General features: G+C 45.0%; 17 protein-coding genes and 2 tRNA genes. 3 read left to right on the top strand and 16 right to left on the bottom strand.

The genetic code is table 11. From position 1 onward, the window contains the following. Window positions 1-5: 5 nt before the first annotated feature. Window positions 6-977, bottom strand: a complete 972-nt coding sequence (locus EAE93_RS08830; RefSeq protein WP_036776487.1) for an HlyD family secretion protein — start codon at window positions 975-977, stop codon at window positions 6-8. A gap of 237 nt (window positions 978-1,214) precedes the next feature. Between EAE93_RS08830 and EAE93_RS08825 the strand changes: the two genes are divergently transcribed. The 3 genes from EAE93_RS08825 (at window position 1,215) to EAE93_RS08815 (ending at window position 5,604) form a co-directional block, all read left to right on the top strand. After that, on the top strand, window positions 1,215-2,912 hold the full coding sequence (locus EAE93_RS08825) for a sensor histidine kinase (protein WP_036810150.1): 1,698 nt from the start codon (window positions 1,215-1,217) through the stop codon (window positions 2,910-2,912). 2 nt (window positions 2,913-2,914) lie between these two features. After that, a complete protein-coding gene (gene btsR / locus EAE93_RS08820) occupies window positions 2,915-3,631 on the top strand; it encodes a two-component system response regulator BtsR (protein ID WP_036810147.1) in 717 nt (238 codons plus the stop codon). A 170-nt stretch (window positions 3,632-3,801) separates the two neighbouring features. After that, the gene (locus EAE93_RS08815) at window positions 3,802-5,604 is read left to right on the top strand and encodes a carbon starvation CstA family protein (RefSeq protein WP_036810145.1); all 1,803 of its coding nucleotides are present in this window, start codon (window positions 3,802-3,804) and stop codon (window positions 5,602-5,604) included. Window positions 5,605-5,866: 262 nt separating this feature from the next. Here the strand turns inward: EAE93_RS08815 and EAE93_RS08810 are convergent, their stop codons facing one another. From EAE93_RS08810 to folP, 15 genes are all read right to left on the bottom strand, one after another. Next, complete coding sequence (locus tag EAE93_RS08810) at window positions 5,867-7,774, bottom strand: DEAD/DEAH family ATP-dependent RNA helicase (protein WP_040151168.1); 1,908 nt, start codon at window positions 7,772-7,774, stop codon at window positions 5,867-5,869. Continuing rightward, window positions 7,764-7,838 (bottom strand): protein YrbN, encoded by a 75-nt coding sequence (gene yrbN, locus EAE93_RS25525; protein ID WP_350385507.1) that lies wholly within the window; start codon window positions 7,836-7,838, stop codon window positions 7,764-7,766. The genes EAE93_RS08810 and yrbN overlap by 11 nt, the downstream gene beginning before the upstream one ends. A gap of 107 nt (window positions 7,839-7,945) precedes the next feature. Next, a complete protein-coding gene (nlpI, locus tag EAE93_RS08800) occupies window positions 7,946-8,830 on the bottom strand; it encodes a lipoprotein NlpI (RefSeq protein ID WP_036776503.1) in 885 nt (294 codons plus the stop codon). Between the two features lie 125 nt (window positions 8,831-8,955). Beyond that, window positions 8,956-11,085: a polyribonucleotide nucleotidyltransferase gene (gene pnp / locus EAE93_RS08795; protein WP_214039521.1), complete on the bottom strand. Its 2,130-nt coding sequence runs from the start codon at window positions 11,083-11,085 to the stop codon at window positions 8,956-8,958. A 247-nt stretch (window positions 11,086-11,332) separates the two neighbouring features. Beyond that, window positions 11,333-11,602, bottom strand: coding sequence for a 30S ribosomal protein S15 (gene rpsO, locus EAE93_RS08790; RefSeq protein ID WP_036776507.1), 270 nt, complete (start codon window positions 11,600-11,602; stop codon window positions 11,333-11,335). 122 nt (window positions 11,603-11,724) lie between these two features. Continuing rightward, window positions 11,725-12,672, bottom strand: a complete 948-nt coding sequence (gene truB / locus EAE93_RS08785; protein ID WP_036776510.1) for a tRNA pseudouridine(55) synthase TruB — start codon at window positions 12,670-12,672, stop codon at window positions 11,725-11,727. Then, the gene (gene rbfA / locus EAE93_RS08780; protein WP_036776512.1) at window positions 12,672-13,082 is read right to left on the bottom strand and encodes a 30S ribosome-binding factor RbfA; all 411 of its coding nucleotides are present in this window, start codon (window positions 13,080-13,082) and stop codon (window positions 12,672-12,674) included. Before rbfA ends, truB begins: the two co-directional genes overlap by 1 nt. Window positions 13,083-13,147: 65 nt before the next feature. Continuing rightward, window positions 13,148-15,859, bottom strand: a complete 2,712-nt coding sequence (infB, locus tag EAE93_RS08775; RefSeq protein WP_036810139.1) for a translation initiation factor IF-2 — start codon at window positions 15,857-15,859, stop codon at window positions 13,148-13,150. A gap of 24 nt (window positions 15,860-15,883) precedes the next feature. Beyond that, window positions 15,884-17,392 carry a transcription termination factor NusA gene (gene nusA / locus EAE93_RS08770; RefSeq protein WP_011148606.1) on the bottom strand — a complete coding sequence of 503 codons (1,509 nt, stop codon included), beginning with the start codon at window positions 17,390-17,392 and terminating at the stop codon, window positions 15,884-15,886. A gap of 21 nt (window positions 17,393-17,413) precedes the next feature. Continuing rightward, on the bottom strand, window positions 17,414-17,866 hold the full coding sequence (gene rimP, locus EAE93_RS08765) for a ribosome maturation factor RimP (protein ID WP_036776519.1): 453 nt from the start codon (window positions 17,864-17,866) through the stop codon (window positions 17,414-17,416). A gap of 211 nt (window positions 17,867-18,077) precedes the next feature. Beyond that, window positions 18,078-18,154: transfer RNA gene (locus EAE93_RS08760), tRNA-Met, on the bottom strand. Window positions 18,155-18,212: 58 nt separating this feature from the next. After that, a tRNA-Leu gene (locus EAE93_RS08755) sits at window positions 18,213-18,301 on the bottom strand. Between the two features lie 56 nt (window positions 18,302-18,357). Then, a complete protein-coding gene (gene secG, locus EAE93_RS08750; protein WP_036776521.1) occupies window positions 18,358-18,696 on the bottom strand; it encodes a preprotein translocase subunit SecG in 339 nt (112 codons plus the stop codon). Window positions 18,697-18,872: 176 nt separating this feature from the next. Further along, entirely contained in the window at window positions 18,873-20,210 is a 1,338-nt protein-coding gene (gene glmM, locus EAE93_RS08745) for a phosphoglucosamine mutase (protein ID WP_214039520.1), read from the bottom strand. After that, window positions 20,207-21,052, bottom strand: coding sequence for a dihydropteroate synthase (gene folP / locus EAE93_RS08740; RefSeq protein WP_214039519.1), 846 nt, complete (start codon window positions 21,050-21,052; stop codon window positions 20,207-20,209). The genes glmM and folP overlap by 4 nt, the downstream gene beginning before the upstream one ends. Between the last annotated feature and the right edge of the window lie 57 nt (window positions 21,053-21,109).

The raw sequence follows: 21,109 nt of genomic DNA, 5'->3' as shown, positions 1-21,109 counted from the left end.
GTCACCTACTTATCCCAACGCCACAAGGCACTCATACCAGGACGTAAACCTTCAATAGGCTGTAAGGAATACAAGCGCACTTCAAAGGTTCTTAAATCGAAATCACCAGTGGCGCGAGTGGCACGTTTAGTCGCGTAATCACCCATCGGAGAGATATAACGAACTTCGGCTTCAACCTCTTTATCACCTAGCGCAGGAATACGAAGTTTGACTTTATCCCCTTTGTGTACCTTTGCCAGAATGTCTTCCCGCAGGTTATAAATAAAATAAGCTTCTGGTACGCGGATCAATGTCACTAAAGGACTATTAGCACTAAATAATTCACCAACTTCTGCCGGAATCGGCCCCACTTCCCCCGCGACAGGCGCTTTGACTTGCAAATCATCACTCTGGGTTCGCAACTCAATCAGTTGCTGTTCAGCCTGACGTAAAGCTGCTGCGTATTTCTGGCGCAATTCAATCCTGTCACCATGCCTGCCTTCATCCAATGCCGCTTTTGCACTCTGCATTTTCTGATAAGCAACATCCCTACTTCTGTGAGCATTATCTAGATCGTTTCGTGAAACATAACCTTTAGATGCGACATTCTGAATGCGCTCATATTCACGTACCGCATTATCATATTCGGCCTGAGCTTGTGCCAAACCCGCTTCCAAATTCCGAATACTTTCTTCACGGGTTCCATGAAGAGATTGTTCCAACTGCGCTTTGGCTTGATCACGAGCAGCTTCTAATGAAGCAACCTGGGCCAGTAATTCAGGGCTTTCAAGTGTAATCAGCAACTGGCCTGCTTTAACATCATCTCCCCGTTCAATGTGACGTTTGATCACTCGTCCCTTAGCTTTAGACGCCACAATCACTTCCGGCGCATCAACTTCACCTTGCAACAATAAATATTGGTTATGAGAATGAAACAACACAGCCATTGCTGTGAGCAAAATCACCAGTAAAATCGTAAAAAGTGTTCTTTTTTTCATGATGTCTTACACATCCAAAATTACCCGACTCGAAACTAACGTCATAGCTTCGCATTGTTCTACGGAAAATTTCTTATATATTCGTGCGTATAATCACTGACAGAAAGGAAGACGCTTTATAATAGTGTAGTGGTTTATGATTGTTGTCAAATATTAACCTACTTAAACTAAACTTTTAATAATATTATTAGCTGTTTCTGTAAACTAATAACATCCATAAATCCTCTCGGAAAATTTATGTACGAATTTAATCTTGTGTTGTTATTACTACAACAGATGTGTGTTTATTTGGTGATCGCCTGGCTACTAAGTAAAACACCACTATTTATTCCGCTGTTACAAGTCACTGTGCGTTTACCTCATAAGCTGCTGTGTTATGTCGCTTTTTCCATTTTCTGTATTATGGGAACCTATTTTGGTCTGCATGTAGGTGATTCCATTGCCAATACTCGTGCTATTGGAGCGGTCCTTGGCGGCCTTCTAGGTGGGCCAAGTGTCGGCGCACTGGTGGGATTAACCGGTGGACTGCACCGCTACTCCCTTGGTGGGATAACCGCTTTCAGTTGCATGATATCGACCATTATTGAAGGTTTAATCGGTGGCATTATTCACAGCTATCTGACGAAACGTGGTCAGATAAACCGACTGATTAATCCCTGGACAGCCGCTGTCGTCACGTTTTGTGCTGAAATAATACAGATGGGCATTTTACTACTGCTCGCTCGTCCATACAGTGAAGCATTAGCGTTGGTCAAAAATATCGCCATCCCCATGATCATCACCAATAGTATCGGCTCAGCAATGTTTATACGTATCCTACTTGACCGACGCGCGATATTTGAAAAATACACTAGTGCATTTTCTGCTCAAGCCCTGAAAATCGCTGTCTATACAGAGGGTATTCTACGAAAAGGATTTAATGAAAATAACAGTATGAAGGTAGCAAAAGTTATTTATCAACAACTGGAAATAGGCGCAGTGGCTATTACAGATAGAGAAAAACTCTTGGCGTTTATTGGTATCGGTTCAGATCATCACCTCCCTGGAACACCTATTGCTTCAGATCAATCCCGTCGAGCAATTGAAAATAATGAAGTGGTTTATGCCGATGGCAATGAAATACCTTACCGTTGTTCAATCAATCCAACCTGCAAGCTCGGTTCAACTCTGGTCATCCCGCTACAGGGAGAAAATCAGCAAGTTATCGGCGCAATCAAACTTTATGAAGCCAAAAACCGTCTGTTCAGCTCAATCAACCGCCCTCTAGGGGAAGGCATTGCCAGTTTGTTATCCGCCCAAATCCTCGCAGGACAATATGAACGTAACAAACAATCACTGCTTCAATCCGAAATTAAGCTGCTTCATGCGCAAGTGAATCCTCACTTTTTATTTAATGCCTTAAATACCTTGCAAGCCGTGATCCGACGAGACAGTTATCAAGCGGGTCAATTAGTACAATATCTCTCAACCTTTTTCCGTAAAAACTTGAAACGGTCAGAAGAGATTGTCACGCTGTCTGATGAAATAGAGCATGTGAATGCTTACTTACAAATTGAGAAGGCGCGTTTCCGTGAGCATCTACAAATAAGCATTGAACTGCCGGAATCTCTGCTTCACGCTAAATTACCCGCTTTTTCTCTCCAGCCAATAGTAGAAAATGCGATCAAACACGGCACATCACAGTTATTAGAAACTGGTAAGGTTACTATTCGTGCTCATCAACAAAATCAATTGTTGATACTGGAAGTGGAAGATAATGCCGGTCTTTATAAATCAGCTTCTATGGGGGATGGACTAGGAATGAGTCTGGTAGATAAACGGCTACGACTTCGCTATGGTGAAAATTATGGTGTGCAAATAGATTGCCAACCAGAAAAATTTACTCGCGTAATTTTACACTTGCCACTCATTAAAGAGGCTAATAAAACTGTGTGAATATGAATATATTAATTGTTGATGACGAACCGCTTGCACGAGAAAATCTACGTTGTTTGCTAGAAGAAGAACACGATATTCAAATTATTGGCGAATGCGCCAATGCTGTTGAAGCCATTAGTGCCATATATCATCTAAAACCCGATGTTGTATTTTTGGATATCCAAATGCCACGTATTACCGGATTAGAAATGGTTGGTATGCTCGATCCAGAACATCGTCCCTATATTGTTTTTCTGACCGCGTTTGATGAATATGCAATACAAGCGTTTGAGGAGCACGCATTTGACTATTTATTAAAACCTCTGGAAAAAAGCCGTCTAACTAAAACCCTACAACGATTACGGCAAGGGCATCAGAAACAGGATATTTCCATCCTTAAAGTAGAAAAGCCGCTGAAATATATCCCATGCACCGGCCACAGCCGAATCTGGCTTGTGCAACTGGATGAAATCCTTTATGTCACCTCCCGTCCAAGCGGAGTGTATGTTATGTGTACCAACGGACAGGAAGGATTTACTGAACTGACACTTCGCACATTGGAAACCCGCACACCATTGATGAGAAATCATCGTCAATATTTGGTCAATATGACCCATCTGCGCGAAATCTTATTTGGTGATCACGGACAGGCCGAACTGATTCTACGCAATGGTAAAACTATTCCCGTCAGCCGCCGTTATTTGAAGCCATTGAAAGAGGCTCTAGGATTGAAGTAATCGTGACATTTATCACATTTTCAGCAGGTTAGTCAGTTCTTACTCACCGCTCACCTGCTGAATCTGACCACTTAACCCGCCATATAACCACTCACTCAGACGCTCCCTTATAGCTTCCTTTACCTGTGACAAGATACGAGTAAAAATTTATAACTCTCAGGAGAAGAGAAATGCAACACGCTCTCACGTTTGTCATTGCAACGTTGTGTATTCTGGTTATCTGCTACCGCTTATACGGCGTATTCTTCGTTAAGAAGGTACTGAAAGCAGATGACAGCGAGGTTACACCTTCCCATCTACTGGAAGACGGTAAAGATTATGTACCCACGAAAAAATGGGTCAATTTTGGTAGCCACTTCGCAGCAATCGCAGCCGCAGGACCGCTGGTTGGCCCTGTGTTAGCAGCCCAATACGGTTATCTGCCAAGTATGTTATGGCTGTTAATCGGCTGTGTTATCGGCGGTGCCGTGCATGATACGGTTGTTTTATTCGCTTCAATGAAACATAGCGGTAAATCTCTGTCAGAAGTTGCTAAAACAGAACTTGGCCCAATTGCTGGTTGGTGCACCGGCCTTGCAATGCTGTTCATCATTACGATTACTATGGCAGGTCTATCCCTAGTGGTCGTTCATGCGCTAGAGCGTAACCCTTGGGGAACATTTGCAGTATTTATGACCATTCCGGTCGCAATCGGCGTCGGTCTGTGGGAGCGCTTCACTGGTAACATGCGCGGAGCAACTTGGGTAGGTATTATCACCATCATGGCTTGTGTGATTGTCGGCCCTTACATTCAATCATCCGCCTTCGGTGAATGGCTGAGTCTACGTACATCGACTGTTAGCTTGGCACTGCCAATCTATGCATTTTTTGCAACCGCTCTGCCAGTATGGATGCTACTGACTCCCCGTGGTTATCTTTCCAGTTTTATGAAAATCGGTGTGTTCGGCGCATTAGTTGTGGGAGTCATCTTTATTAACCCGGAGATCCAATTCCCGGCAGTCACTGAATTTATTCATGGCAATGGCCCTGTACTGGCAGGTCCGGTGTGGCCGTTTATCTCCATCACCATTGCGTGTGGCGCTATTTCTGGTTTTCATGCATTTATCGGCTCTGGCACAACACCAAAACAGATCGATAAGTGGAGTGATATTCTGCCAGTTGGCTTCGGCGCCATGCTGGCAGAATGTGTCGTTGGCGTCATGGCGTTGATCGCTGCCACTTCTCTCTATCCTGCTGACTATTTCGCGATTAACTCCTCCCCAGAGGTCTTTGCTACACTGGGTATGGATGTTATCCATCTACCACAACTGAGTCAGGAAATTGGTCTGGATCTGTATGGCCGTACCGGTGGAGCCGTCACATTGGCGGTTGGTATGGCGGATATCTTCACCCGCGTCCCTTGGTTCAACCAGCTAACATCCTACTTCTTCCAGTTCGTCGTCATGTTCGAAGCCGTATTTATCCTGACAGCGGTTGATTCCGGTACACGTGTTGCCCGTTACCTGCTGCAAGATTTCCTGGGCGATATTTGGGCGCCCCTGAAACGTATTAACTGGTTACCAGGTTCCATTGGTTGCAGTATCATTGCTTGTTTACTGTGGGGTTATCTGCTGAATTCCGGCGATATCAATTCAGTCTGGGCGCTATTCGGGGTATCCAATCAACTGATGGCCTCCATCGGCCTGATGATTGGTGCGACAATTATCCTGCGTCTGTCTGAAAAACGCTGGTATATACTGACTTGCCTGATACCACTGGTTTACCTGTATGTTACTGTGAACTACGCTGCTTACTGGATGGTGAAGAATGTTTACTTCAACTCCACAGCAAAAGGTTTCAACATCTTCAATGGAACGATCTCCATTGTGATGGTTATCCTCGGCGTTGTGATTACGGTTTCTTCCATTATGCAATGGCTGAAACTGTGGCGCGCCCGCAGTGCAGGTAATTCAGTTGAGGTACTGACTCACTGATCTCTTTCTCATATCAAAAGCTGCCCTTTGTATAAAGAGCAGCTTTTTTATTATAAAAAACATTAAATAAATTAACTGATAACAAAAACGGCTCCTGTAGAAAGAGCCGCTTTATTATTTAAAATACCCGTTATCTTTCAAGTTGCCTCTTTGTTGGCTGCACTCACTCACCCCGGTCACATAGTTACCTATGCTCCCGGGGATTCGCTCCCTTGCCGTCGCGATGCATCTTGAAATCCATAGGGTATATCAGTTCAGATGATTACTGTGCGTTACTATTGTTATGACGACGGCGTGGAGCAGATGAACCATGATCATCACCACGACCACGGAAATTGCTACGGCTTTGACCTTCACCACGACCTTCTCCACCGCGGCGTTCACCATTGAAACGACGACCGCCACCATTAAAACTCTCACGATCACGGCGAGGGCCACTACCATTACCGTTACCGTTACGCCCACCACCGCGACGTTCACGACGTTCAAATGGCTGTGCATCACCCAGTAACTGCATATTCATTGGCTTGTTCAGAATGCGGGTACGGGTAAAGTGGGACAATAAATCACCTGGCATACCTTTTGGCAATTCAATTGTGGAATGCGTTGCAAACAATTTGATATTGCCAATATAACGGCTGCTGATATCACCTTCGTTAGCAATCGCACCAACGATATGACGAACTTCAACACCATCATCACGGCCCACTTCAATACGATACAACTCCATTTCACCGACATCACGGCGTTCACGACGAGGACGATCACCTCGTTCGCCACGATCATCAAAGCCATTACGACGACGATCATCACGTTCATTGAATTCACGGCGAGGACGACGCACCGGATCTGGAGGCAGAATCAATGGACGCTCACCTTGCGCCATTTTTAATAATGCCGCGGCCAGCGTTTCTATATCCAGATCTTCCGCAGGTTGCAATTTAGACAACAGAGTACGGTACTGATCCAGATCACTGCTTTCCAATTGCTGTTGTACATTAGCGGCAAATTTTTCCAGACGACGCTGGCTCAACAATTCAGCATTTGGCAGTTCAACTTCCGGGATAGTCAGCTTCATTGTACGTTCAACGTTACGTAACAAGCGACGTTCACGGTTTTCTACAAACAACAACGCTCGACCAGCACGCCCTGCACGACCAGTACGGCCAATACGGTGAACATAAGATTCGGCATCCATTGGAATGTCATAGTTAACAACCAGACTGATGCGCTCAACATCCAGACCACGCGCTGCAACATCAGTTGCAATCAAAATATCCAAACGGCCATCTTTCAGACGTTCCAATGTCTGCTCACGCAGTGCCTGGTTCATATCACCGTTTAGCGCCGCACTGTTGTAGCCATTACGCTCCAGTGCTTCTGCCACTTCCAGCGTTGCGTTTTTGGTGCGCACAAAAATAATCGCGGCATCAAAATCCTCTGCTTCAAGGAAACGCACCAAAGCTTCATTTTTACGCATACCGTAAACAGACCAATAGCTCTGGCTGATGTCAGGACGAGTCGTTACACTCGCTTGGATACGCACTTCTTGCGGATCGTTCATAAAACGACGAGTAATGCGACGGATAGCTTCTGGCATAGTTGCAGAGAACAGCGCAGTCTGATGCTCTGCGGGGATCTGGCTCATGATGTTTTCAACATCTTCGATAAAGCCCATACGCAGCATTTCGTCTGCTTCATCCAAAACTAAGCCGCTCAGGTTAGATAGATCTAACGTACCACGTTTCAGATGATCCAAAAGACGCCCAGGTGTACCCACAACAATTTGTGGCCCTTGACGCAAAGCGCGTAACTGAACGTCATAACGTTGCCCACCATACAGCGCAACAACATTCACGTTACGCATATGTTTGGAAAAATCTGCGCACGCTTCGGCTACCTGTACCGCCAGTTCACGGGTCGGCGCCAACACAAGGATCTGTGGAGCTTTCAACTCAGCATTGATGTTATGCAGTAAAGGCAGACTGAATGCCGCAGTTTTACCACTCCCCGTCTGCGCCATACCTAGTACGTCACGACCATTTAATAAATGGGGAATACATTGTTGCTGAATTGGAGATGGCTTTTCATAGCCAAGATCTTCCAGTGCAGAAAGGATAGGTGCTGATAAACCCAGATCAGCAAAAGAGATTTCAGTCTCAGTGGTCATGTAATGGTGCCTCGTTAGTTATGGCGGCCAGTCTACATAACGCATCGAAAAAAATTTCGGTCATTTTCATTTAAAATGTGAACTGGCTCAAAGTATTTAATTAAACGAACAAATAAGCCCTCATCGGTCAAGATGATGGACTTTGTTAATCGATCTCGAAATGTTCGTCAGCTATTGCTGGTCCGATTCTGATAGGTCATCTTGTTCCTGGCCTAACAGCGCCAATTCCAACAATGCATAGCGGTGCTCAACAAAGTTATGTGCGTTGTTAGCTACCGTCAGCTTGAATAACGCAGATGCGCTATCCTTGTCCCCCAGACTTAGGTAATGTTTACCTAAATAGAAGTCAGTTTCACTGAGATGCTCAGCGAGCGAAGTGTTATCCGTTGCATTCTCTTTCAAGCGGTTCATCAATGTATATTCACTAATTTTGCCTAAATAGAATTCAACTATATTCCAGCCCCATTGCCCCCGGTTCGCTTTTTCGTAGTGCTGCGACAAGTTCAACATCGCCCCTTTAGGATAAAATTCTTTTTCCACCAGGTATAACCACAGCGAACGGAAAGGATCATTTGGATCGTCTTGATAAAACGCCTGCAGATCATCCTGCGCTAACTTATACCGACCACCGTAATACAACGCGATGCCACGGTTAAGACGCGCGTAATTGTAAGTTGGATCAAGCTCTAATACAGAATCAAACGCTTCATAGGCGGCATCAAAATTGCCAGCCTGTGTGAAGTAAATTCCCAGATAATTAAAAATCTCTGGAATATTAGGCCGAATAGATAAGGCAACAGAAAAATCATTCCGTGCCAAAGCTCTCAGCCCGAGACTATCATACAGCACACCTCTCTCATATAAAAGCTGTGCGTACTCATCTTCTGTCAATGACCGACTCGCAAGAATCTGTTCCATGCGAGCCAGAATGACTTCTTGTTGCAATGAAGGTTGTAACGGAATAGCAAAAACTTCGTTTTTACGCCAATCCTTGCTGCTGCATCCTGCCAAAAGAAGTATTGCTACAGCATAACACCAGCGCAGAAAAAGATTCATTTCCTACTCCCGAAAGTCAGACATTAATTAAGAATGCCCTATCACCCATATTGCATTTATTGGGCCTCCTGCCCTGAGTCTATAAACGGCGCTTTTTTACAAGACGCCGGTTTATAACATCAAATTTATTCTGCTGATTGTGGTACTACTGGTGTATCCTCGACAATTACCCCGGCTGTCGCTTCTTTAATGCTCAGGCGAACACGACCCTGACGATCAATTTCCAGAACTTTAACTGAAACTTCCTGACCAACCTGCAAATAGTCAGCCACTTTCTCAACACGCTTATCCGCAATCTGAGAAATATGTACCAGACCTTCTTTACCACCACCGATAGCAACAAATGCGCCAAAATCAACGATGCGAGTTACTTTACCAGTGTAAACGCGGGCAACTTCGATCTCAGCGGTGATTTCTTCAATACGACTGATGGCATGTTTTGCTTTTTCACCATCAGTTGCAGCAATTTTCACTGTGCCATCATCTTCGATCTCAATGGTAGTACCGGTTTCTTCTGTCAGTGCACGGATAACTGAACCACCTTTACCGATAACATCTTTGATCTTATCAGGATTGATCTTAATAGTGTGAATGCGGGGTGCAAATTCTGAAATTTCATTACGCGGGCTGTTAATTGCCTGTTCCATTACACTCAGGATATGCAAACGCGCACCTTTTGCCTGATTCAGAGCAATTTGCATAATTTCACGGGTAATGCCTTCAATTTTGATGTCCATTTGCAGTGCGCTGATACCTTCACAGCTACCCGCAACTTTAAAGTCCATGTCTCCCAAATGATCTTCATCACCCAAGATGTCAGACAGAACAACAAAATTATCGTCTTCTTTCACTAATCCCATTGCAATACCAGCAACAGCAGCTTTAATCGGCACACCTGCATCCATCAACGCAAGAGATGCGCCACAAACAGACGCCATTGAAGATGAGCCGTTTGATTCCGTGATTTCAGAAACTACACGAACGGTATATGGGAATTCATGAGCTTTTGGCATGACTGCCGCCACACCACGTTTAGCCAGACGACCATGACCAATTTCACGACGTTTTGGCGAACCCATCATACCTGTTTCACCAACAGAATATGGTGGGAAGTTGTAGTGCAATAGGAAACGATCTGTGCGTTCTCCCATCAACTCGTCAATGATCTGTGCATCACGTTCTGTACCCAAAGTTGCAGTAACTAAAGCCTGAGTTTCACCACGGGTAAACAATGCAGAGCCATGCGTACGAGGCAGAACTCCAGTACGTACGTCCAATGCACGAACCATATCTTTTTCACGGCCATCAATACGTGGCTCGCCACACAAAACACGACTACGGACAACTTTTTTCTCTAAGCTACCCAGAATCTCATGGATTTCGGCTTCCTCTAGAGCTTCATCCTGTTCCAACAGCACAGCCGTCACTTCCTCTTTGATAGCATCAACCTGAGCATAACGCTCCTGCTTCTCAGTGATACGGTAAGCATCACCCAAACGGCTTTCTGCCAATTCAGCTACACGGTCATGCAACGCTTGATTAACAGGTTCCGGCACCCAATCCCATTTTTCTTTACCTGCTTCCGCAGCTAATGCATTGATGTTTTCAATAACCACCTGTTGTTGATCATGGCCGAATACTACCGCACCTAACATTTGCTCTTCAGTTAGAATGTCGGCTTCAGATTCAACCATCAAAACAGCACCAGCAGTACCTGAAACCACCAGATCCAAACGGCTGTTTTTCAGCTCATCACTGGTTGGGTTAAGCACATACTGATCATTAATATAGCCAACGCGAGCCGCGCCAATTGGACCATTGAACGGAATACCAGATAGTGCCAGCACAGCAGAAGCACCGATCATTGCAACAATATCTGGGTTAACTTGCGGGTTAACAGAAACAACTGTCGCTACAATCTGTACCTCGTTCAGGAAACCTTCCGGGAACAGAGGACGCAAAGGACGATCAATTAAACGAGCGACTAATGTTTCGCCTTCACCAGGGCGACCTTCACGACGAAAGAAACTGCCTGGAATACGACCAGCAGCATAAGTACGCTCCTGATAGTTAACAGTAAGTGGAAAGAAATCCTGACCTTCTTTTACTTTTTTCTGACCAACAACGGTAACAAATACAGCCGTGTCATCCATATTGACCATGACAGCAGCAGTAGCCTGGCGAGCCATCATACCTGTTTCGATAGTAACGGTATGTTGACCATATTGAAATTTACGAACAATCGGATTAAGCAAAATAATATCCTTTCGTTAACATTGTCTTTTATATTCAGCAGACAACAATGAATAATCTCTTCATGCCACATCCTCGCGACTAACGACAGGTCTTACTCCCTTAAGCACTCTCATTAGCCGCGCGAACCTCTGTAACTGAAAAGCCTTAATAAAAACCATCACCAACATTTTTCGTGCTGTTACCTAATGATGGCTTCTCAGAAGAAAAGGGGCCATATATGGCCCCTTTCCACTGAAACTTGCTTGATTAGCGACGCAGGCCAAGACGCCCAATCAGCGCAGTGTAACTTGTTACATTTTTACGCTTCAGATAGTCCAACAGTTTACGACGCTGAGAAACCATGCGCAGCAGACCACGACGGCTGTGGTGATCTTTTTTGTGCTCTGAAAAGTGGCCTTGCAAGTGGTTAATTTGTGCAGTTAACAAAGCAATCTGTACTTCACTAGAACCACTGTCATTCGTATCACGACCAAATTCAGCAATAATTTGCGCTTTTGCTTCAGTACTTAGAGACATATTACAACTCCAAAAACATATAAACTAAAATTACAGGTGCCGATCTCTAATTCAGCTACCCAACATATAACTGCGCCATTCTACGCTGCAAATAAGTTAAGCGCAAGATAGCCCCAAATACCCTAATCCCGGCTTTCAACAACTAAACGGCGGGGAGCAACAAGCCCATCGTCATTGATAACAGCAATGCCAATGAATTTCCGTTCATCACCTTCAGTTACACGTACCATACTTTCAACCAAAGTCGGCGATTTGGCACTGCGTACCGCCTGACCTTGTTTAAAATAAGCCGCAACTACTGGAATCAAATTAACCTCTGGGAAATGAACAATTGCACTATCCATTGGTAATAGTAATGAATCAATTAATTCACCCACAGGTATTTCCTGATCTTTAGCCTGCTTTTGCAATTCATATAATTGCTCAAGTGTTACCATGCGATCATTTGGATAATTCGCTACCTGTAAACGCCTTAAATAAATAACATGAGCACCACAGCCTAATAATTCACCTAAGTCATCAATAATAGTGCGAATATAAGTTCCTTTCGAACAGTGTATTTCCAATTCCAGTTCATCATCTTCCCAACGGATAAACTGTAATTCATAGACTGTAATTGGTCGTGCTTCGCGCTCTACTTCAATACCCTGACGAGCATACTCATACAACGGTTTTCCCTGATGTTTCAGTGCAGAATACATGGAAGGAATTTGCATGGTATCCCCACGGAATTTATCCAAAGCTGCATCAAGTTGAGCCTGATTTAGCAGGATTGCCCTTTCACTGATGATTTGCCCGTGTGAATCAGATGTGTCAGTTCGCTGACCAAGACGAGCTATCACTCGATAACGCTTGTCAGAATCAAGTAAGAACTGGGAAAACTTTGTGGCTTCACCAAGGCAAACCGGTAGCATACCCGTTGCCAGTGGATCCAACGCGCCAGTGTGACCCGCTTTGCTGGCGTTGAAAATACGTTTTACTTTTTGTAACGCATCATTAGAAGAAATATCCTGCGGCTTATCCAGTAACAACACACCATGTATATCACGACCGCGACGACGACGCCCCATTACTTCTCCTCTTTGTGATCCGCAGAAGCCCGGCGCTGTTCGTCATTCTTCACAACATTAGTAACCAGATTGGACATTCTCATCCCCTCTACCAGGGAATTATCGTAGGAGAAAGTCAGTTCTGGTACGACACGCAAACGCATTGCTTTACCTAGCAGAGAACGAATAAAACCAGAAGCTTCATTCAACGCCTTAATACCATTCTTTACCACTTCGGAATCATGTTCTTCAGTCAACACATTCAGAAAGGTGACGAATACTTTGGCATAAGCCAAATCACGGGAAACTTCAACACCAGAAACAGTCGCCATACCGATTCGGGGATCTTTCACTTCTCGCTGTAAAATGATGGCAATCTCTTTTTGCATTTCCTGTGCAACACGCTGAGTACGACTAAATTCTCTTGCCATTGTTATATCTCCTGACATTTGGGGGGCAAAAGCCCCCCAATAATGAAATTAACCAGTGGTAGGAATTAAGCGATAGATCGTTTAACTTCAATAACTTCAAATACTTCGATCATGTCACCAACACGAACATCGTTGTAGTTCTTAACACCGATACCACATTCCATACCATTACGGACTTCGTTAACGTCATCTTTAAAGCGGCGAAGGGATTCCAATTCACCTTCGTAAATCACTACGTTATCACGCAACACGCGAATTGGATTATTACGTTTAATCGTACCTTCGGTCACCATACAACCTGCGATCGCACCAAATTTCGGTGACTTAAACACATCACGAACTTCTGCTAGCCCCATAATCTGCTGTTTATATTCAGGCGCCAGCATACCACTCATTGCCTGCTTAACTTCATCAATCAGGCTATAAATAACAGAGTAATAACGCAGATCCAAGCTTTCATTTTCAACAACCCGGCGTGCGGAAGCATCGGCACGAACATTGAAGCCCAGAATAATTGCATTAGAAGCAGCAGCCAGTGTTGCATCAGTCTCAGTAATACCACCTACGCCAGAGCCGATGATTTTCACTTTCACTTCATTGGTAGACAATTGTTCCAATGCCTCGCGGATCGCTTCACATGATCCCTGAACGTCAGATTTCAGAACGATATTCAATTCAGAAACTTCACCTTCTTCCATGTTAGCGAACATGTTTTCCAGTTTAGATTTCTGCTGGCGAGCCAGTTTGACCTCACGGAATTTACCCTGACGGTACAGAGCAACCTCACGAGCTTTCTTCTCGTCACGTACAACAGTTGCTTCATCACCAGCCGCAGGTACGTTGGACAGGCCAAGGATTTCCACTGGAATAGATGGGCCTGCGGAGAACACTTCACGACCTAGCTCGTCACGCATTGCACGAACTCGCCCATATTCAAAGCCACAAAGTACGATATCACCTTTGTTCAAAGTACCTTCCTGAACCAGTACTGTTGCGACCGGACCACGGCCTTTGTCCAAGAATGATTCGATCACAACGCCGCTTGCCATACCAGAATGGACTGCTTTTAGTTCAAGAACTTCAGCTTGAAGTAAGATTGCATCCAGCAATTCATCGATACCAATACCAGCTTTAGCAGATACATTGATAAACTGAGTTTCACCGCCCCACTCTTCAGGCTGAACACCGTGCTGAGAAAGCTCATTCTTTACACGATCCGGATCAGCTTCTGGTTTGTCGATCTTGTTAACCGCAACAACCACAGGCACATTCGCTGCTTTTGCATGCTGAATAGCTTCGATAGTCTGAGGCATCACACCATCATCGGCAGCAACAACCAAGACCACGATGTCGGTAGCTTTTGCACCACGTGCACGCATTGAAGTAAATGCAGCATGCCCTGGGGTATCCAAGAAAGTAATCATGCCACTTTCAGTTTCAACATGGTAAGCACCGATATGCTGGGTAATACCACCCGCTTCACCAGAAGCAACTTTCGTAGAACGAATGTAATCCAGCAAAGAAGTTTTACCGTGGTCAACGTGCCCCATGATCGTCACAACCGGCGCACGAGGTTCAGCAACCGCTTCACCTGTATCGCGGTCGCTCATCAGCGCTTCTTCCAACTCATTCTCACGACGCAGGATAACTTTATGACCCATCTCTTCAGCAACTAGCTGCGCTGTTTCCTGATCGATCACTTGGTTGATGGTTGCCATTGCGCCCATTTTCATCATGGCTTTGATGACCTGAGAACCTTTAACAGCCATTTTATTAGCCAACTCAGCAACAGTAATGGTTTCACCGATCACAACATCACGGTTAACAGCCGCTACAGGCTTATTAAAACTTTGTTGCAATGTGCTGGTTTTACGTTGCTTGCCTTTTGTACGACCAACTGCGCGGGCTTCTTCACGATCTGCTTTAGATTCAGAATGCTTATTATTTTTCTTCTGGCGAGTAGCCTTACCGCTACGACCACGAGCACGGCGATCACCTTCAACTTTAGCATCGTTTTCGTCTTCTGCCGCGCGGGCATGACGGGAGGTAGTGACATGATAATCGTCGTTATCAATAGAATCTGAATCACTTGACCACTTATCCTGATTCTCTTCAGCCATACGGCGAGCTTCCTCAGCAACGCGTCTAGCTTCTTCCTCTACCTTACGACGCATCTCTTCTTCTGCTTTGCGCTTAAGATCAGCAGCTTCTGCTTCACGACGTGCTTTTTCACTCTGGACTGGTTTTTGTTTATGTTCGGTATGTTGATTGGTCACTTTTTCATTTTCCGCTGCCTGACGCTTAGCTTTTTCAGCTGCTTCACGTTTGGCTTTTTCTTCTGCCTCACGTTTAGCCTGCTCTTCAGCGAGTTTCTTCGCTGCTGCTTCGGCTTCGCGTTGCGCTTTTTCTTCTGCTTCGCGCCGTGCTTGCTCTTCCGCTTCGCGCTTCGCCTGTTCTTCCGCTTTAGCCTGTTCAATTGCATCACGGTTCACATATGTACGCTTTTTGCGGACCTCAACGGCTACCGGTTTGCTTTTACCATCGGTGCCTGAAACATTCAGCGTACTACGCGTCTTACGCTGCAATGTTAATTTATCGGGTTTACCAGCCGAACCGCCTTGTTCGCGGTTCAAATGTGCCAGTAAAGCTTCTTTTTCTTTCTGGGAGACAAAATCAGTTTCGGTTTTTTTAATCCCTGCATCAGCAAATTGCTGTACTAAGCGATCAACCGAAGTCTGGATCTCTTCTGCCAGTGATTTTACGGTTACATCTGTCATGCTGTTCCTTCCTGCTACGGTTTATTACGCATCATCGCCAAACCAACAGATATTTCTGGCAGCCATGATGAGCTCGCCTGTCTTCTCATCATTCAAACCTTCAATATCAGATAGGTCGTCGATACCCTGCTCGGCAAGATCTTCCAGCGTACAGATGCCACGGGCAGCCAGGTCAAATGCCAGAGTACGGTTCATACCAGTCAGATTTAACAACTCTTCGGTTGGTTGTTTATCACTGAGACTCTCTTTCTGAGCCAGTTCCAGAGTAGTTAAAGCAGCTTTCGCACGTTCACGCAGGACTTCGATAGTTTCTTCATCAAGGCCCTCAATTTCCAGGAGTTCCTTAATTGGTACATAAGCCAATTCTTCCAGAGTTGAGAACCCTTCTTCGACTAGAACAGTAGCGAATTCTTCATCAATATCGAGATGCTTAGTGAATGTATCAATAGAAGCATGAGCTTCTGCCTGATGTTTTGCTTGTAGCTCTTCAGCAGTCATGACATTTAATTCCCATTTGTCATCACCACGGTGCTTTTTCAACAATTGCGCAGCGAGGCGCACATTTTGACCATTACGGCCGATAGCCTGCGCTAAGTTGTTGCTTTCAACGGCAACATCCATCGTGCACTTATCTTCGTCAACAACAATGGATGCAACATCAGCCGGAGCCATAGCATTAATGACAAACTGAGCAGGATTATCATCCCACAGTACGATATCGATTCGTTCGCCGCCCAGTTCGCTGGAAACAGCCTGTACTCGCGCACCACGCATTCCAACGCAAGCACCAACAGGATCAATACGCTTGTCATTCGTTTTTACTGCAATCTTGGCGCGAGATCCCGGATCACGGGCAGCAGCTTTAATTTCAATTAGCTCCTCGCCAATTTCCGGAACTTCAATACGGAACAATTCAACCAGCATTTCCGGACGGGAACGGCTGACAAACAGTTGCGCACCTCGTGCTTCAGGGCGAACATCATACAGTACGCCACGCACACGGTCACCTGGGCGGAAATTTTCCCTTGGTAACATATCTTCGCGAAGAATAACTGCTTCAGCATTATTGCCCAAATCAAGGGTGATATTCTCACGATTGACTTTCTTAACCACACTGGTGATGATCTCACCTTGCTGTTCGCGGAACTGGTCAACAACCATAGCGCGTTCAGCCTCACGTACTTTTTGTACAATAACCTGTTTAGCGGTCTGCGTTGTAATACGATCAAAAGTCACTGATTCAATTTGATCTTCGGTATAGCTACCCAAATCAATTTCAGGCTCTTCAAACCTAGCCGCTTCCAACGTAATTTCACGAGTCGGCTGAGTCACTTCTTCAACAACTAACCAACGACGGAAGGTGTCAAAATCGCCAGATTTACGGTCAATGCTGACACGAACATCAATATCTTGTTCATATTTTTTCTTGGTGGCTGTGGCCAATGCTGTTTCCAGCGCCTCGAAGATCTTTTCGCGTGGAAGGGATTTTTCGTTGGAAACCGCTTCCACAACAGCCAGAATTTCTTTATTCATCCTAGTTGCCTCATCCGAACTTTAAAAGTGGGGTACCAGGTTCGCTTTCTGGATGTTGCTCAGTGCGAACACTTCATCTTTTCCATCCACCGTAACCGTGATCATTTCGCCGTCGACAGTTTTGATAATGCCCAGCCATTTCCGACGGTTTTGCATTGCTATACGTAAGACCAGACTGACTTCCTCACCAATAAAACGCTGGTAATGTTCAACCGTGAACAATGGACGCTCTAAGCCAGGTGAAGAAATTTCCAGGTTATAAAGCACTGAGATAGGATCTTCGACATCCAATACCGCACTGACCTGGTGGCTAACATCAGCACAATCATCAACAGTGATGCCATTCTCACTATCAATATAAATCCGCAGTGTAGAAACACGTGCACGAATAAACTCTAAGCCGACTAACTCAAAGCCTAAAGCTTCAACTGGTGCTGAAATCATCGCTGTTAATTTTTGCTCTAATGTGGACAAGCCCACCCCCAAGACATAAAAAAAGGGCTAATTAGCCCAGTAGTTCTGTTGTCAAATAACAAAAAACCCCGAAATTCGGGGCTTTATGCAACTGGACCCTATTTGCTGCCAGTGGCTTCAACCACTCACTTCATGCCCTTTTAAATCAGAATCAATATTTCAAATATTGCTGAATTATTTCGTTCAAAAAGGTGCATCTTAATTTAAGAAGTGGTTGCGGGAGCCGGATTTGAACCGACGACCTTCGGGTTATGAGCCCGACGAGCTACCATGCTGCTCCATCCCGCGTTCGAAAACGTGGCAAATATTACGCCGATAACTGCGAAAACGCAAGCTATCCGAATAATGGTACCGAGGACGGGACTTGAACCCGTAAGCCCTAGTGTGGGCACTACCACCTCAAGGTAGCGTGTCTACCAATTTCACCACCTCGGCACTACATGAGGCCATCGCTGATTAAACAGCCCCATTTTAATTCTTTCTTGTGATGATTACTGCGGAATGTCACTATTTGGTGCTGCTGGCGCCGCCGGAATCTCCGTTGATTTCTCGACTTTAGCAGGCTCGCCAATGTTTTCCCACTTACTGCTCGTACCGGTCTGATTACTGGCCAGATTACCAAGCACTAAACTAATAATGAAAAACAGAGTAGCGAAAATCGCAGTCATACGGGTCATAAAGTTACCAGAACCCGATGAACCAAACAGCGTCGCAGAGGCACCCGCCCCAAAGGAAGCACCCATATCAGCACCTTTACCTTGCTGTAGCATAACCAAGCCAACTAGCCCGATAGCAACCAGCAAGAAAACAACTAAAAGAGCGTCATACATATGTCGTACCTATGTCCTCGTGGGGTTTACCACAATCTATGTGGCTACCTTATACTGCATCACCCACTCAAACAGGCTAATCGCCTGACCGAGTGGGTCTGAATACTAACCAAACCACATCTGATACGCAAGGTTAATTTCAATAATCAGAATCACTTGAGGAAAAAAGCAACAAATTAATCCGCGTGTTTCACTGCATCAGCAATACGATGAGCCAAGGCCGTGACTTGTACATTATCTTCACCCTCTACCATGACACGAATCAATGGCTCAGTACCAGATTTACGTAACAATACCCGTCCACGGCCATTTAATTCAGCTTCAACAGATTTAGTAATATTAATTACATTTTCCGATTTAAATGGATCGTGTGAACCGGAGAAACGAACATTTACCAGTACCTGAGGCAAAAGTTTCATGCCACTACACAGATCGTGCAAACTCATATGGTTACGTACCATAGCGCTCAGAACCTGAAGGCCAGCAACAATGCCGTCACCCGTAGTTGTTTTATCCAACAAGATAACATGACCAGAATTTTCAGCACCTAAACGCCAGCCTTCTTGCTGCAATTTTTCCAGCACATAACGGTCACCCACTTTAGCACGCAGGAACGGGATGCCAAGCTGCTTCAATGCCAACTCCAATCCCATATTACTCATCAGCGTACCAACAACGCCACCACGCAGTTGCCCTTGTCTCAATGCTTCACGGGCAATGATATAAAGGATCTGGTCGCCATCAACTTTCTGTCCCAAATGATCAACCATAATAACGCGATCGCCATCGCCATCGAATGCCAGACCAACATTAGCCTTCTCTTCTACAACGCGTTGCTGCAATAAACGAACATCAGTAGCACCACATTTTTCATTAATATTGATACCGTTCGGCTCACAGCCAATCGTCACAACATCAGCCCCCAGTTCTCTGAGTACATTTGGGGCAATGTGGTAAGTCGCACCGTTAGCGCAATCAAGTACAATTCTCAATCCATTAAGACTTTGCTCACTTGGAAATGTACCTTTGCAGAATTCAATATAACGACCCGCAGCATCTACAATACGATTTGCACGTCCCAACTCTGCGGACTCCACGCAAGTCAGCGGCTTTTCCATTTCAGCTTCAATTGCCTCTTCCACATCATCCGGCAGTTTCGTACCGTCAATAGAGAAGAATTTAATACCGTTATCATAATAAGGATTATGAGAAGCAGAGATGACAATTCCAGCTTCAGCACGGAAGGTACGAGTCAAATAAGCAACAGCAGGTGTTGGCATGGGACCAGTGAACGAAGCCGACAAACCAGCCGCAGCTAAACCCGCTTCTAAAGAAGATTCCAGCATATAGCCAGAAATACGGGTATCCTTACCGATAATGATCTTACGAGAACCGTGACGAGCCAGTACCTTACCCGCAGCCCAACCAAGCTTTAACACAAAATCTGGCGTAATTGGGCTATTGCCCACTTTGCCACGGATACCATCAGTACCAAAGTATTTGCGGTTACTCATAATTTCTTTTCTTCCTTTGCTGAAAGTGTTGCTTCGACAATTTGCATTGCCTGCACGGTTTCTTTGACATCATGCACCCGGATAATTTGCGCTCCTTGCATAGCAGCGATAACAGCGCAAGCCACACTACCGACAACCCTTTCTTGTGGCGGTACATGAAGCAACTGACCTATCATAGATTTACGTGACATTCCTGCTAGCACAGGTAAACCAAATTGATGAAATTGGTTTAAATGTGCCAGTAACTGATAATTATGCGTCAAGTTCTTACCAAAACCGAAGCCTGGATCAAGAACAAGTTTATCTTTTGCTATCCCTGCCATCACACAACGTTCAATTTGTTCAGTAAAAAATTGTTTCACTTCACTTAACAAATTTTCATAATGTGGCGCATCCTGCATTGTCCGTGGCTGGCCCTTCATATGCATCAAACAAACGGGTAAACCAGATTTAGCCACGCTTTCCAAAGCACCAGGCTCTTGCAATGCACGAATATCATTAATCAAATGGGCGCCAGCCTTTGCTGACTCACTCATCACCAATGCTTTCGAGGTATCAACAGAAATCCAAATATTAAATCGTTGAGCTAAAGCCTCAACAACCGGAACAACACGCTCTACTTCTTCCTGTTCACTGACTTCATCAGCTCCCGGACGGGTAGACTCCCCACCGATATCAATGATCGCAGCTCCTTCATTAATCATCTTTTCAGCATGTCGTAAAGCCATATCCAGAGTATTATGAGCACCACCATCAGAAAATGAATCTGGCGTCACATTCAAAATACCCATTATTTGTGGGCGAGAAAGGTTGAGAACATTATCTCTGGCTCTGAGTTTCATATTTGGGCTACCTTCAATGTCAAAACCCCAGGACTTACCTGGGGTTTCATAAATATA

The organism is Photorhabdus akhurstii (assembly GCF_018448925.1).
GTDB lineage: Bacteria > Pseudomonadota > Gammaproteobacteria > Enterobacterales > Enterobacteriaceae > Photorhabdus > Photorhabdus akhurstii.
Note: the sequence above shows the minus strand (reverse complement) of the source record. Positions and strands in the feature narration are given on the sequence as shown.

Coding starts and splice junctions, on each gene's coding strand:
- EAE93_RS08830 (WP_036776487.1), bottom strand. CDS start 977: ATGAAAAAAAGAACACTTTTTACGATTTTACTGGTGATTTTGCTCACA.
- EAE93_RS08825 (WP_036810150.1), top strand. CDS start 1,215: ATGTACGAATTTAATCTTGTGTTGTTATTACTACAACAGATGTGTGTT.
- btsR (WP_036810147.1), top strand. CDS start 2,915: ATGAATATATTAATTGTTGATGACGAACCGCTTGCACGAGAAAATCTA.
- EAE93_RS08815 (WP_036810145.1), top strand. CDS start 3,802: ATGCAACACGCTCTCACGTTTGTCATTGCAACGTTGTGTATTCTGGTT.
- EAE93_RS08810 (WP_040151168.1), bottom strand. CDS start 7,774: ATGACCACTGAGACTGAAATCTCTTTTGCTGATCTGGGTTTATCAGCA.
- nlpI (WP_036776503.1), bottom strand. CDS start 8,830: ATGAATCTTTTTCTGCGCTGGTGTTATGCTGTAGCAATACTTCTTTTG.
- rpsO (WP_036776507.1), bottom strand. CDS start 11,602: ATGTCTCTAAGTACTGAAGCAAAAGCGCAAATTATTGCTGAATTTGGT.
- truB (WP_036776510.1), bottom strand. CDS start 12,672: ATGGGGCGTCGTCGTCGCGGTCGTGATATACATGGTGTGTTGTTACTG.
- rbfA (WP_036776512.1), bottom strand. CDS start 13,082: ATGGCAAGAGAATTTAGTCGTACTCAGCGTGTTGCACAGGAAATGCAA.
- infB (WP_036810139.1), bottom strand. CDS start 15,859: ATGACAGATGTAACCGTAAAATCACTGGCAGAAGAGATCCAGACTTCG.
- nusA (WP_011148606.1), bottom strand. CDS start 17,392: ATGAATAAAGAAATTCTGGCTGTTGTGGAAGCGGTTTCCAACGAAAAA.
- secG (WP_036776521.1), bottom strand. CDS start 18,696: ATGTATGACGCTCTTTTAGTTGTTTTCTTGCTGGTTGCTATCGGGCTA.
- glmM (WP_214039520.1), bottom strand. CDS start 20,210: ATGAGTAACCGCAAATACTTTGGTACTGATGGTATCCGTGGCAAAGTG.
- folP (WP_214039519.1), bottom strand. CDS start 21,052: ATGAAACTCAGAGCCAGAGATAATGTTCTCAACCTTTCTCGCCCACAA.